Consider the following 15662-nt stretch of genomic DNA (forward strand, 5'->3'; position numbering starts at 1 on the left):
AGAAAAATGTCAAAAAATGTAACTTTAATACTTATAGCTGGTGGAACAGCATCAGGAAAAACAACTGTTGCTGATAGAATAGCTAATGAAATTTTAAAAGGTAAATCGGTAACTCATATTTCAATGGATAATTATTATAAAGATTTTGGTGAATTGACTTTAGAAGAAAGAAGGAAAATAAACTTTGATCATCCAAATAGTGTGGATACTGAACTACTTTTAAATGACTTGCAAGCTTTAAAAGACTATCAACCAATCAAGGTGCCGGTTTATGATTTTAAAACTTCTTCAAGAACCAAAGAAACAATTACAGTTAAACCTAGTGATGTTGTAATACTTGATGGAATTTTTGCACTAGCTATTAAAGAGATTAGAAAACTTGGAGATATCAAAATTTTTATAAAAACAGCTAATGATTTAAGGTTTATTAGACGTTTACAAAGAGATGTAAATGAAAGAGGGAGAACTTTAGAAAGTGTTGTTGAACAATACTTAAATGAAGTTAAACCAATGCATGATGCATTTATTGGGCCAAGTATTGAATACGCTGATTTAATAATTCCTTATAAAGAGGGGAATGAAGTTGCAGTTGATTTAGTAGCAACTAAAATATTAACATTGTTAACAGAGTAAAAAAACATAGATGTCTTTTTAAATAAGGCCTCTATGTTTTTTGATTAAAAATGAAATTGTTTTGCGATTTAATCAAAATGCTTGAAATGTTAAATTAGAATTTTCATATTTATTTTTGGCATTTGAATTTTTTGCTTTAGGTCTTAAATGAAAATCTTTGTCTTCTTTTTGTTTAGTTAGAATAAAATCTTCTTTTTTACCTTTATTTATTGTTTCAAAAGAAAGTTTTGTTTGCTTTCAAATGTTCTCTGCATTTTTATAAATTCTTTCATTAATATCTTTTTTTGAAATAATACCATCAAGCAGAACGACATCTTTAATGATTTTTTTACTAAAAATATTTTCATCTATTGTAACTATAATATATGGTTTTGTAAGCTCTTGATAAAATAAAGAATCCTCAAATTTGTTTTCTTTTAATATTTCATCAATTTTAATGTGATGAGACGAAATTGGCATACTTTCCTGTGTTATTTCACCAGATTTACTTAGTCTCATGGTTCTTACTTTTATTTGATCTTCACTAATTAGTTCTAAAATTGAATCATCATATTCTTCTAACATCTTTTTTAGAATTATTCCGTTTGCTTGTTTTGCAGAAGTATTGATATTATTTTTTTTAGCATAATCAGATAAATCTGCGTTTATAAAATTCTTTAAAAAGTTATAAGCTTTTAAACTAGAAGTATTAAAATAAGCATTTATACTTTCAAAATCACTTCCTGTTAAAATGTAATTTACATATCACTTTTTTAAAGCAAAAGCTCTACTTTTTGCTTTAAAATCACTATTTGGTTGATTTCTTAAATCTTTATTTTTACCTTGCCCCTTTGTTGTCGCTTCTAAAATTTTAGTGTCTGAACAAGAAAGCTCATGAGCAATTCCATTTTGTATTTTTTGATAAATTATTGAGTAATCATTTTCAATAATTTTTTTTTCATTTTCAGAAATATTTTCATACTTTCATAGTATAGATTTTATGATTTTTAAATTTTTACGATTTTTGTCCTTGTTGTATTCGTGACCTATTAAAAGTATATTTTTATTTTTATTAAGAACCTTTGAATCAGTAAAATCTTTTTCTATATTATTAAAATCAATCATTGAAAGAGAAACTCTTTCTTTTGCAATTCACTGTTTTTTCTTGTTTTGTTTTAAACCAGTAACTTTTAATTCTAAATCTAAACCTAACTCTTTAAAATCGCTTTCAGATCTGTTATTTATGTCAATATTGAAATAATACTTTTGAATTAAATTTCCTATTCTTCCTTTATCTTTAAGTTTATAATCAATTTCATCAAAATTAATTATTTCTCCTAATTGTTTATTTTCCGCTTCTTTTGCTCTACGAAATATATCATCTATTGTCTTATTCATATTATATTTTCTCTTCCTATTTTAGTGTATAATTTATTAATGTTATTATAAAATATTTTATGAAAGAGTGTGAAATAATGTCTGATAAAATCAAAGTCGTTGAATTATTTGCAGGAGTAGGTGGATTTTCTCTTGCATTGAAGAAATCAAAAGGTAATTATGAAGTTATTTTTTCAAACCAGTGAGAACCTTCAACTAAAAATCAATTTGCTTTTAATGCACTTAATAAAAATTTTAAAAAGCACATTTTATCTAATGAAGATATTCAGTTTGCAAAAGAAAAATTACCAAACGATTTTGATTTACTTGTTGGAGGATTTCCTTGTCAAGATTATTCGGTAGCAACTACAAACTCAAAAGGTATTGAAGGAAAAAAAGGTGTGCTTTGATGAGAAATTTCTTGAATTTTAGAAAAGCATAAACCAAATTTTGTTTTTCTTGAAAACGTGGATAGATTATTAAAGTCTCCCTCAAATAAAAGAGGAAGAGACTTTGCAATAATACTTAAAGATCTTGACGAAAAAGGTTATAACGTCGAGTGAATGAATATAAATGCTGGTGATTATGGCTATGTTCAAAGAAGAAGAAGAGTATTTATTCTTGCTTGAAGAAAAGAAAAATTAAATATTCAGAAGGAATTAAATATTTCAGATGCATTTCATAAAGGAATATTCAGAAAAGGTTTTAAAGTTAAAAAGTTTATATTAGAAAAAGAAATTGACTTAAATATTTTTTCAGATAAAGTTGATGTTACTGAAAATTATAATTATGGAAAATTTTTAAATTTTGGAGTAATGATAGACGGAAAAATAATTTCAGGAGATTTCGTTCCACTTTTTAAAGGAAAACAAAAAAAATTAAAAGATATATTAGAAGATAAAGTTGATGATTCATATTTTTTAACTGAAGAACAAATACAAAAAATAAGTATTTTAAAAGATAGCAAAAAAATTCCTAGAACAAAACCTAATGGTGAAAAATATTTTTACTCTGAAGGTAAGATGTCAATACTTGAAAATATAAATATGCCATCAAGAACAATGTTGACATCTGAAGGAACAATAAATAGAGCATCGCATTTTATTGAAGATACTAATTCAAAAGGAATTAAAGGTATTAGAAGGATAACACCATTAGAAGCTGAAAGAATAAATGGTTTTACCGATAATTGGACTTCTGACGTAATGACAGAAAGACAAAGATATTTTTGTATGGGAAATGCTCTTGTGGTTCCATTAGTAGCAAAAATAGCTGATTGTTTAAGTGAAAAAAATAACGAAATAAAAAAATAAGGAGATTATTATGGCAAAAGAAGTAAAATATGATGAATCGGCCATTCAGGTCCTTGAAGGTTTAGAAGCTGTTAGAAAACGTCCAGGGATGTATATTGGTTCAACTGATGTTAGAGGACTACACCACTTAGTATGAGAAATTGTAGATAACTCAATCGATGAAGCTTTAGCAGGATATTGTACAGAAATTAACGTAACTTTAGAAAAAAATGGAAGTGTTACTGTCGCTGATAATGGTCGTGGAGTTCCAATTGGGATGCACTCAACAGGAAGACCAACACCTGAAGTTATTTTTAGTGTACTTCATGCTGGAGGAAAATTTGGTGGAAGTGGTTATAAAACATCTGGAGGACTTCACGGAGTTGGGTCATCTGTTGTTAATGCTTTATCTAAAAAATTTAATGTTACAATTTATCGTGATAAAAAAGTTAATGAAATTGAATTTACTAATGGAGGAAAATTAAATATTCCTTTAACAGAAGTTGGAACAACTAACAAAACTGGTACTGTTGTTAACTTCTTACCAGATGATTCAATTTTTAATACTACAAAATTTAACTTCACAACAATTAGTGAAAGATTAAAAGAATCAGCTTTACTAAACTCAGGTTTAAAAATTACAATATCAGACAAAGTTAATGATAAGTTTGTTGAATATCAATTTGAAAATGGTTTAGTAGAGTTTGTTAAGGAATTATCAAGTGAATTTACTCATATTACTGATCCTGTTGTTATTACTGGAGAATCAAAAAGAATTGCTTCAGAAATTTGTATTCAATATACTGAAGATTTTAATGAAACTATTTTAGGTTTTGCTAATAATGTTAAAACTGGAGATGGTGGAACACACATTACTGGATTTAAAACTGGATTAGTTAGAGCAATTAATGATTATGCTAAAAATAATAAAATCTTAAAGGATAAAGATCCAAGATTAGATTCAAATGATTTAAGAGAAGGATTAGTAGCTATAGTTACTGTTAAAATTCCTGAAGACTTAATTGAGTATGAAGGGCAAACTAAAGGTAAGTTAGGAACACCAGATGCTAAAACAGCTGTTGAACAAGTTACTTATGACTTTATGAACTTCTGATTAATTGAAAATAAAGTACCAGCTACAAAAATTATTGAAAAAGCAATGTTGGCAAGAAGAGCTAGAGAAGAAGCTCGTAAAGCAAGACAAGCAATTCGTGATTCAAAAGGTAAAAAAACTACAAGAGCAATGCTAGGTAAATTAACTCCAGCTCAAGGAAGAAAAAAAGAAATTAATGAATTATATCTTGTTGAAGGGGATTCAGCTGGAGGAAGTGCAAAATCAGGAAGAGATCGTACATTCCAAGCTATTCTACCTTTAAGAGGAAAAGTTATTAACTCTGAAAAAGCTAAATTAACAGAATTAATGAAAAATGAAGAAATTCAAACAATTATTACTGCAATTGGTGCTGGAATTGGCCAAGACTTTGATGTTAGTGACATTAACTATGGAAAAGTAATTATTATGACCGATGCTGATACTGATGGGGCACATATTCAAACCTTATTATTAACATTCTTTTACAGGTATATGAAAGATTTGATTATTAATAAGCATGTTTTTATTGCATTACCACCACTATATAAATTAACTTTTTCAGATCGTAAATTTATTTATTTATGAGATGAACAAGAATTAGCTGATTTTGCTAAAACAGCTACTAAAAAATATGAAATCCAACGTTATAAAGGACTTGGGGAAATGAATGCTGATCAATTATGAGAAACAACAATGAATCCAGCACAACGTAAATTAATTGTGGTAACTATTGAAGATGCATTAATGGCAGAAAAATCATTCAGAACTTTAATGGGTGAAGATGCTGAAAAACGTAAAGTATGAATTCAAGAAAATGTTAAATTCACTTTAGAAGATAATGATGATGCAATCATCTTAAATGAGAAACAAGAAAATAACTAGAAAGGAGAAATATACATGGCAAAAAAAATAGATAATTCAAATATTGAATCTGAAAAAGGAATAATTAGTTATGCTTTAGAAGACTTAATGGGTGAACGATTTGGTAGATATGCTAAATACATTATTCAAGAACGTGCATTACCAGATGCTAGAGATGGTTTAAAACCAGTTCAAAGACGTATTTTATATGCAATGAATGAATTAAATCTAACTTATGATAAACCATATAAAAAATCAGCTAGAGTAGTTGGAGAAGTTATTGGTAAGTACCACCCACATGGTGATACATCAATCTATGATGCAATGGTTCGTATGAGTCAATGATGAAAACTAGGAATGCCTTTAATTGACATGCAAGGTAATAATGGTTCTATTGATGGTGATAATGCAGCTGCAATGCGTTATACTGAAACTCGTTTAGCTAAAATTAGTGATTTAATGTTAGATGACTTAAATAAAAATACAGTTAAGTTTGCGCCTAACTTTGATGATAGTGAAAAAGAACCAACTGTTTTACCAAGTTATTTCCCTAACATTTTAGTTAATGGATCAACAGGGATTGCTGCTGGATATGCTACAAATATGCCTCCACACAACCTTGGTGAAATTATTGATGCAACAATTAAATTAATTAGAACTCCAAACACTAGAATAGACACTATTTTAGAAATTGTTAAAGGACCAGATTTTCCAACTGGAGGAACTGTTCAAGGACGTAATGGAATTAAAGATGCATTTACAACTGGTAAAGGTAAAGTTATTGTTAATTCAAAATGACATGAAGAAGATAATAATATCATTATTGATGAAATCCCATATGAAGTTGTTAAACAAGATTTAGTTAAAAAAATTGGTGATGTTATTGATGCTAATCCCGGTTTAGGGATCTTAGAAGTAAGAGATGAAACTGATCGAAATGGATTAAGAATAGCAATTGATTTAAGTGATAAAGCTAATTTAGATACAGTTAGAAAATTCTTATTCAAATCAACTCCATTAAGTATTTCATATAACTATAACAATGTGGCTATTGTTGATTTACAACCAAAACAATTAGGAATTATTGAATTAATTCATGCATATATTGCTCACTATAAAGAAGTATTTACATTTAGAACTCAATTTGATTTAAATAAAGCTGAAAAACGTTTAGAAATCATTTTAGGTTTAATTAAAGCAATGAGTATTTTGGATCAAGTTATCTCAGTAATTAGAAGTTCAACAAACAGAAGTGATGCTATTGAAAACTTAATTTCAAAATTTGTATTCTCTCAACCTCAAGCAGCAGCTATTGTTGATATGAGACTATATCGTTTAACTTCAACTGATGTGGTTAAACTACAAAATGAAAAAGAAGAATTAGATGTAAACATTGCTAAATTAAAAGCTATTTTAAATAGTGAAGAAGTAATGGATAATGAAATCATTAACCGTTTAAGAGAAGTTAAAAAACAATTCCCAACTCCAAGAAGATCAATTGTTGAAGATAGTATTGAAAACTTAGATGTTGAGCAAAAAGAAGTATTAGTTGAACATGAATATAACTTATGAATTTCAAAAGATGGATATTTAAAAGCTATTGAATCAAAACTAATTAGTAAAAACGATCCTGCTGTATTTGGAAGAAAACCAAATGATATGTGAATTGCAGCTGGTGAAGTAAGTAACTTACAACATTTAATCTTAGTTACTAACAAAGGAACATATTATTCAATTCCTTTATATAAACTACCAATGAGTAAATGAAGAGACATGGGAGTTCATGTTAACACTATTGCTACAATGGATCCTAGTGAACATATTGTTAGTGCATTTGTAGTTAAAGATTTTGCTGAAGCTTTACAACAAATCTTAATCACAAGTAAAAATGGAAACATTAAACGTATACCAGTTAAAGATTTAGAAACAAAAATCTTTACACGTGCATTTAGAATAATGAAATTAGATGCAGTTGATGAAATTGTTAGTGCTAGTCTAATTACTTCAAAAACTAGAACTTGTGGAATTATTACAAGAAATGGTTATGGAGTAAGATACCATATTGAAGATATTCCAGTTCAAGGAACTAATTCAAAAGGTGTTAAAGCAGCTAATCTAAAAGAAGATTACATAGTTGCTGGTTTAGGATTAACAAGTGAAGATACTATTATGTATTTAACTGAAAAAGACGGAGTTAAAAAATTCAGAAATGAAGATTTACCAATCTATATTAGACCAAAACGTGGAATAAGAGTATTACCAGAACGTAAACGTGGAACAGAATACATTACATTTGCATTTAACTTTAATGCAAATGAAGAAAACATTATTAAAGCAATTGATACTCAAGATATGTATCAAGAAGTTAACGTTAATAAATATCGTCATATTGAATTAACTAGTGTAACTGGTGATTTTGATATTAAAGATGTTGCATTCGCTAGTTTAAGTGAAATTAATAAGGTTAAACCAAACGATATGCCCCCAGGTGCTTTAAATGCTGATGATGATGCTGAAGGATATGTGTCTAAAGAAGAAATTAGAGCACGTCAAGAAGCTAACAAAGGTAAAGTGTCAGCTAAAGTAGTGGTAAGCAAAAATATTAAAGAAGAAAGCGAAAAACGTATTCAATCGTTAACTGGTGGTTTAAGTGATTTACTAGGAGATATTTCTTCAGTTTTAGGAACACCAAGCAAATCAAAACCTAAAAAAGAAGTTAAAGATGAATTTCAATTAGACTTAAGTGATCTATTAGAGGAATAAGGAGTTACTATGGAGTCTTTAATTCATAAAATTGAAAAATACAAGAATCATGATGATTCTAAAATTCAATCAATAATTTCTAAAGTTCTTTACCAAAATTTTTTCAGTGGAAATTTTTTAACAATCAAAGAATTAGCTGAAGAATGCAATGTTTCAGAATCAACAATAACAGTTTATTCAAAAAATTTAGGTTATTCAGGATATAGAGAATTATTAATCTTACTTAAAATGGAAAATAATTTTTATAATAAAACTTTTCAAAGCGAAATTGGAGCAAAAAGTGATAAGCAAAAAATAAATAAGTATAGAGAAATTTTAAATGAATTTTTAAATGAACAAAAAAAAGAAGATGAAAAAATAATTAAATTAGTTGCTAACATGAAAAAGGCAAATAAAATTGTTATAAATTCTAGTTATCAGTTAGATGATATAGCAAATTATTTTAAAGATCTATTATCATTAAAGTTTGACAATGTTTTAAAAAATGAATTAAAACTTTTTGCTTATAAAAATGCTCAAAATTTAACTGAGAAAGATTTAGCAATATTTTTTGTTTCAGGTCAAGACAATGAAATGATGCAATATATTTTTGCTGTAACAAAAAAAATGACTAAAAATATTTTTATTTTTTCTTCAAGAAGTCAAATAGAAAAATTTGATATGCAAGAAAATGTAATTATTTTAGATGTTCCTAAATTAGGGAGCGATCATACATATAGAAGAATTATTTTAGATAACTATGTTTCAATAATTTCGTTATTATTGTAAAAACCACTTTAAAAAAATAAAAGTGGTTTTTTTGTTTGCTTTCTTTTAAGTTTTAAAAAGATTAAAAAATAATATTTAAGTGAAAGGAAAAAAAGTATGAAAAATAAAAAAATTATCATTTATGCTCCTGTAAATGGAGTTATAGGTAAAATTAAAGACTTAAAAGATGGTGTTTTTTCAGAAGGAATGCTTGGTGAAGGGGTTTATATAATTCCTGAATCAAAAGAATTTTATTCACCTATTGATAAAGGTGAGTTAAAACTTGTTACAGCTACTAAGCACGCTTATTATTTTGAACATGAAAATGGTCCTAATATTCTTATGCATATTAGTTTAGATACTGAAAAACATCAAGGTAAACCCTTTAAAACATTATCAAATGTTGGAGATAAGTTGACTTTAGCAACTAAAATTGTTTCAGTTGATTTACAAATGTGTAAAAAACAAGATGTTAATGTTGCAACACCTATATTAATTGACACAAAAGAGTTTTCTGAATGAAAATTTAAACCGTTAGACTTAAAAGGAAAAGTTAAAAGAGGCCAACCTATAGGAGAATTTGTTAAAGTTGAAGAGAAAAAAATAAATGAAGAAAGTAATGATCTAACTACTTTTGAATTTAAAAATAAATATGAAAAATCTGCAGAAAGTATATATGAATACATAGGGACTGAGTCTAATTATTCAAAAGTTTATAATTGTATGACTAGACTTCGTTTTTATGTAAAAGATAAACAAATTGTTAACACAGAAGCAATAAAAAAAATGCCAATAGTAAAAGGTGTTAATTGAAATGGAGAAGAAATTCAAATAATTATTGGAGGAGAAGTTCAAAAAGTTAAAGATGCTTTTGAAAATTATGTTTCAAATAAAAATATATCAAAAACTTCTAAAAAACAAGAAGGTTTTGAACAGAAAATAAAACCTAAAAAACCAATGAAAGAAGCTATTTTAGGTGCAATCTCTGGTATTATGGTTCCAACTTTACCTGTATTTATAACAGTTGGTATGTTAATGGGACTTAAAGCAATACTTGTGCAGGCAGGAGCAATGCCTGAAATAGTAACAGGAATAGCAAAAGAAGGACAAGTTTCTCTAACAGATGCAGATGTTTTTTCAGCAATATTTTTTATAATAACTGAAATTGCTTTTAAATTTCTAGGGATATTTATTGGTTATAACACCATGAAATATTTGGGTGGTAATACAATAATGTCAATATTAATAGGATTAGCATTAGCTAATCCATACATATGACAAGGAACTTCATGACCTTTATTTACAATTGGTTCAACTACAATTAAGGTTCAAGCATTTACAAGTTCTATAATGCCACATATAGCTGCAAATATAATATTCTTTTATCTAGACAAATGAATAAAAACGTGAATGCCTTCTGTAGTAGATATAATTTTTAGACCAATGATCGCATTTTTAACAACTATGTTATTAGCATTCTTTATTGTTGGTCCATCTTTATTTTTAGTTGAACAAGGACTTGCAGTTATTGTTGGATGATTAGGATCAATTCCGTTTGGAATTGGAGTAGCTATATATGCTATATTATGGCAACCTTTTGTTATATCAGGTATGCATATAGCAATAGCTATGCCTTTATCAATTGGATTAATGCAGGGTACACCTCAAGTTATTTCACCTGCTATTATGTATGGTTGTTACGGTCAACTTGGAGCAATGATTGGGGTTATGATAATGACTAAAAACTCACAACTAAAAGCAACTTGTATAGCTAATTTAACACCTGGTGTTATTGCTATTACTGAACCTATAATTTATGGAATTACTTTACCAAAAGGAAGACCTTTTATAGCAGGTTGTTTAGGCGCTGGTTTGGCAGGTTTATTTTCTGGAATTTTAAACGTTAGATTAATGCATTCAGGAGGATATGGTATTTTCTCAATAGTAGGTTATATCGCTGGTGGTCCAATGAATGTAGCAATGTTTGTTGTTTCTTTATTAATAGCTGCCTCATCTGCTGCAATTATTTGTTTGTTTATTTATCAAGAAAGACCTTCAGAATTAAAATCAATTAAAAAAATTAGCAGAGTAATTATTAAAAATTATGCATTAAAAACTGGTTTAAAAAATAATGAAGTTGAAAAATTGCTTGATGAAAAATTATCTTTAATACAAAATTTTGTTAAAAAAGATGATATAGAAAAAATCAAAAAAGTTGAAGATAGTTATATTAAAATTTCAAAACTAGAAGCAACAATAGATTTATTAAATTCTAAAGATGAAAAAGCTCAACAAAAATTGAATGAAAAAATGATTAGAGCAAATGAAAAAAATAACTTATTAAATGCTAAAAAAATTTATGACGAATTAGTAAACTTCAAACAAAATTCTAAAATTGAGAAATTAATAAATGAATTAAATGAAGTAAAAAAAGCCAATGTTAATTTGGAAAACTGATTAAAAGATCATCAAGATAAATTTATGGAGTTAACTAATGAAATTTTACTTAAAATATCAAAAGAAATAGAACTTAATGATATTAATGATTTAAATAGCAATTATTTTAATGCAATACATTCAATTGATATAAATTACTTAATAACTGAAAAACAAGAAACATTTTTTAATCAAAAAAATGTTAAAAAAAATCTTTTAAATAATAGATAGAGAGAATAAATATGGAAATTAAAAAACTTAAAAAATTTGATGATGATTTTTTGTGAGGCGCTTCAATTTCTGCTTTTCAGGCAGAAGGTGCTTCAACAAAAGATGGTAAAGGTTTATCAATTCAAGATGTTAAAAAAATTAGTGAAAAATATTCTGATTTTTCAGTAGCTGCGGATTTCTATAATAATTACAAAGAGGATATTGCTTTGCTTAAAGAAATGGGATTGTCATCTTTCAGATTTTCAATCTCTTGAACCCGTATTATTCCTGATGGAGATGGTGAAATAAATAAAAAAGGAATTATTTTTTATCATAACTTAATAGATGAGTTAAAGAAAAATGGGATTGAACCAATTGTTACAATATATCATTTTGACTTACCTTTTTCATTACAACAAAAAGGTGGCTGAAGTAATCGTGATATGATAGTAAAAGCTTTCTTAAAATATTCAAAAGTGTTATTTAATGAATATGCTAAAAAAGTTAAGTATTGGCTAACAATAAATGAACAAAATGTCATGATAATGATAGGAAGCAAAATGAAGTTTTTAAATGGAGGAGATAAAAAATTCAATCAAAATGAGCTTTATAATCAATCTCATAATATGTTTATTGCGCAAGCATTAGTTATGGAAGAGATGCATAATAATTTTCCTAATTGTTTAATAGCACCTGCTTTAAACATTGTTTCAATTTATCCCAATTCAAATAAACCTCAAGATTACTTAGCAGCAATGAATGCATCTGTTATGAGAAATTGATATTATTTAGATGCTATTGTTAGAGGCGAATATAACCCAATAATGTATAAATATTTAGAAGACAATAATTTTTTACCTGATTTTAGAAAAGGTGATTATGAAATTCTAAAAAAAGCTAAGCCTGATTTTATAGCGTTTAACTATTATACTTCTGCAACAGTAAAAAGTGAAATTAATAATTTTATTGAAGTTGAAGAATTAATTGATCAACAAAGATTATTTGATGTGCCTGGTATGTTTAGTTATTGTGAAAATCCAAATTTAGAAAAAACTGAATATGGTTGAGATATTGATTCAACTGGTTTTAGGGTAACAATGAGGGAAATGTATGAAAGATATAGACTACCTTTAATGATTACTGAAAATGGATTAGGACATTCAGAGCAATTAAACGAAAATAATACTGTAGATGATGATTATAGAATTCAATATTATGAAAAACATTTAAATGAATTAAGAAAATGTATTTCAGAAGGAATAAAAATTATCTCATATAATGCTTGAACAGCTATTGATATTGTTTCATCTCATCAAGGTTTTTCAAAAAGATACGGTTTTATTTATGTTGATAGAACAGAAAAAGATTTGAAGGAAATGAAAAGATATCCCAAAAAAAGTTTTTATTGATATAAAGAATATATTAAAAAAATAAAATATTAATTTTTTAATTCTAATTTTAAGTGTAGTACTTATGGCATGATTTCCTAAGTACTACATTTTTGTTTAAAAGTATGAGAAAATTAACAAAACATGGAGAACAAATGAAAGAAAAACTATTTACAAATAAAGATGAACAAAAATTACTAGAAGAAATAAATAATGAAATATTAACTTCTAATGAAGTTTATTTAATTTATCCTTTTATATCTAAAAGTATCCTTAATAAAATAGCTCCAACTTTTGAATTCTGTGCAAAAAACAATATTCAAATTAAAATTATCTCAACAACATTTGATGATCTAGCTCAATATAATAATTTGAATGAACTTAAACTATTAGCTGATAAGTATTCTAATATCAAAATAAAAATAGAAGATAACTTAGAAAGAACTAGTGAAAGAATTCATATAAAAGCTTCAATTTTTAAACGAAATCATGAATTATCAACTGCAATTATGGGTTCTTCTAATTTAACTGTTAAGGGAATGATTTCTGGAAGAGAATGAAATATTAAATTAACAGAACAAAATAATAAAGAATTAATTAATAAAATGATTAATGAATTTGATAATTTATGAAATGAAGAATTTGTTGATTTTTCAAATGAGTTTGAAAGAGAATTATTAATTCAAAAGATTAAAGAAAACCAGCAAGCAGTAGTTCAATCAAAAATAGAATTATTATCTAATAATTTAACTAAAAAATACTTATATAAATTTCAAAAAGAAATTATTGATAAACTAAGTTATCGAAGACATATTAATAAAAATAAAAACTTAGTCATTATGGCCACAGGAACAGGCAAAACACTAGTTTCTGCATTTGATTACAAAAGACAATCAGGACAAGCTAAAAAGGACCTTAAAATCCTATTTTTAGCACATCAAAGAGAAATAGTTGACCAAGCAATCAAAACTTATCGCCATGTGCTTGAGAATAATAAATTTGGTGAAGTTATGTATGATGGAAGTATTAATAGTGAAAAACCAATTCACCTATTTGCAACAATTCAAACCTTGTCCACAAGATTGAATAAATTCAAACCAAACGATTTTGACATTATTGTATATGATGAAGCTCATCATATAGCAGCAAATACTTTTGATAAAGTATTTAACTATTTTAAACCTCAACAAATCTTAGGTTTAACAGCAACTCCTGAAAGAGAAGACAATAAAGATATTAAAGCATATTTTGATGATGAATATGCTACTGAATTAAGACTATGAGATGCTATTGATCAAAAACTATTATGTCCATTTGATTATTATTGTATAGATGATACTAATACTAATTTACAAGGAGTTAATTTAAACTCTGATAAAGATATTTTTAAAGTAGTTAACACTGATTCTAGAAATGAATTGTTATTTAAAACAATTGAAAAATATTTAGGTGTTTATGCAAGACCAACAGCATTAATCTTTTGTGTTACAGTAGAACATGCTATTAATATATCAAATTACTTAAACTCAAAGAATTTAAAAGCAGAAGTTTTAACTTCACAAAATACAAAAGATCGTAAAAGAATCTTACATGAATTTAGTACAGGAAGAATTAACTATTTATGTGTTGTTAATATTTTTAATGAAGGAGTAGATATTCCTGAAATTAATACTATTATTTTGTTAAGACCAACAAATTCTAAAACAGTATATTTACAACAACTTGGTAGAGGTTTAAGAAAAACAGAACTTAAAAATAAACTAGAAGTATATGATCTAATTTCTAATATAGATAATAAATATGATATTACTTTAGGAATTAGAAATTTATTTAATCCTGCTATTAGAAGTAGTAAGTCAATTAGTGCTAAAGAAGGTTTACCTTATAATTGCACAATTAACTTAGAAAAGCATACTGAAGAAATTATTATTAACAGTATGAAGAGTTGATATTTAAATAAAAACTCAATGAAATCATATATTGTTGAATATTATGAAAGATTTAAAGAAAAAGCTCTTAATAATATATTGAAAGATTATGATTTAACTTTAATAGATTTTTATAATAATTTAGATAACTTATTTATACCAATTGCTAAACAAATTAATAACTTTAATCAAAATGAAAATAACACTAATAGAAACAAAAACATTTTAAAACAGTTTTTATTCTTAAATAATCATAAAATTATTGATTACTTTTATAAAAGACTATCAAACCAATTATCAAGTAATGAAATTAACTTAGACTTAGATAATTTATTAATTACTTCTTGTTTATATGAAATAACTAGTTTTGATAAATTTTTAGATATTTATCCTAACTATTTAAAAATTAATGATTTAGTAAAAAACTTTATTGATGAGCATAAAGTGATTGTAGAAGAGTTAGTAATGATTCTTAAATACAAATTAGATAATGAAACTTTAATTTTTGAAAACGAGTATGAAATAGGATTGAATATAAATTCAACTTATACTGTAAAACAAGTTTTATCATTAGTTAATCGTACTAACTTTTTACATTATCGAACTGAAATGAAAGTTTTGACATTTCAAGCAGGGTTTTTAACTTTTGATAACTCAAAACAAATCATTTTAGCTGATGAAGACAGTGATAATTATGGTAAAAAAACTAAATATGATGAATTGAATAATATATTCTATTGATCTTTACCTGAAAAAATGACAATTAAAAATAAAATAGTTAGTGATTTTGAAAATGAATATATTAAAAAATACTTGTTTATTCAAGATCAACAAAACGTCAACAAAAAGAACTTATATTTAAAGCTTTATAAATTTGTAGGTATTGGTAAATTTGAAAAAATGTTAATTGATGATGTTCTTACAGCTAAATTTAAGTTAAAATAAACTAAATTAA

Annotated in this window: 9 protein-coding genes; 8 read left to right on the forward strand and 1 reads right to left on the reverse strand. The window is 26.2% G+C overall.

The window, feature by feature from the left end:
- The first annotated feature begins 6 nt into the window (after window positions 1-6).
- Window positions 7-633: a uridine kinase gene (gene udk, locus MFL_RS01605; RefSeq protein ID WP_011183203.1), complete on the forward strand. Its 627-nt coding sequence runs from the start codon at window positions 7-9 to the stop codon at window positions 631-633.
- Between the two features lie 18 nt (window positions 634-651).
- Here the strand turns inward: udk and MFL_RS01610 are convergent, their stop codons facing one another.
- The gene (locus tag MFL_RS01610) at window positions 652-2010 is read right to left on the reverse strand and encodes a MutH/Sau3AI family endonuclease (protein ID WP_011183204.1); all 1359 of its coding nucleotides are present in this window, start codon (window positions 2008-2010) and stop codon (window positions 652-654) included.
- A gap of 77 nt (window positions 2011-2087) precedes the next feature.
- Here MFL_RS01610 and MFL_RS01615 point away from each other — a divergent pair, with 77 nt between their 5' ends.
- The 7 genes from MFL_RS01615 (at window position 2088) to MFL_RS01645 (ending at window position 15652) form a co-directional block, all read left to right on the forward strand.
- On the forward strand, window positions 2088-3302 hold the full coding sequence (locus MFL_RS01615; protein ID WP_011183205.1) for a DNA cytosine methyltransferase: 1215 nt from the start codon (window positions 2088-2090) through the stop codon (window positions 3300-3302).
- Between the two features lie 10 nt (window positions 3303-3312).
- Window positions 3313-5256, forward strand: a complete 1944-nt coding sequence (parE, locus tag MFL_RS01620) for a DNA topoisomerase IV subunit B (protein WP_011183206.1) — start codon at window positions 3313-3315, stop codon at window positions 5254-5256.
- A gap of 15 nt (window positions 5257-5271) precedes the next feature.
- Window positions 5272-7998: a DNA topoisomerase IV subunit A gene (gene parC / locus MFL_RS01625; protein ID WP_011183207.1), complete on the forward strand. Its 2727-nt coding sequence runs from the start codon at window positions 5272-5274 to the stop codon at window positions 7996-7998.
- Between the two features lie 9 nt (window positions 7999-8007).
- Window positions 8008-8766: a MurR/RpiR family transcriptional regulator gene (locus tag MFL_RS01630; RefSeq protein ID WP_011183208.1), complete on the forward strand. Its 759-nt coding sequence runs from the start codon at window positions 8008-8010 to the stop codon at window positions 8764-8766.
- Between the two features lie 96 nt (window positions 8767-8862).
- A complete protein-coding gene (locus MFL_RS01635) occupies window positions 8863-11412 on the forward strand; it encodes a PTS glucose transporter subunit IIA (RefSeq protein ID WP_011183209.1) in 2550 nt (849 codons plus the stop codon).
- Window positions 11413-11423: 11 nt separating this feature from the next.
- A complete protein-coding gene (locus tag MFL_RS01640; protein WP_011183210.1) occupies window positions 11424-12833 on the forward strand; it encodes a glycoside hydrolase family 1 protein in 1410 nt (469 codons plus the stop codon).
- A 101-nt stretch (window positions 12834-12934) separates the two neighbouring features.
- On the forward strand, window positions 12935-15652 hold the full coding sequence (locus MFL_RS01645; RefSeq protein WP_011183211.1) for a DEAD/DEAH box helicase family protein: 2718 nt from the start codon (window positions 12935-12937) through the stop codon (window positions 15650-15652).
- The last annotated feature ends 10 nt before the right edge of the window (window positions 15653-15662 follow it).

The organism is Mesoplasma florum L1, from assembly GCF_000008305.1.
GTDB lineage: Bacteria > Bacillota_I > Bacilli_A > Mycoplasmatales > Mycoplasmataceae > Mesoplasma > Mesoplasma florum.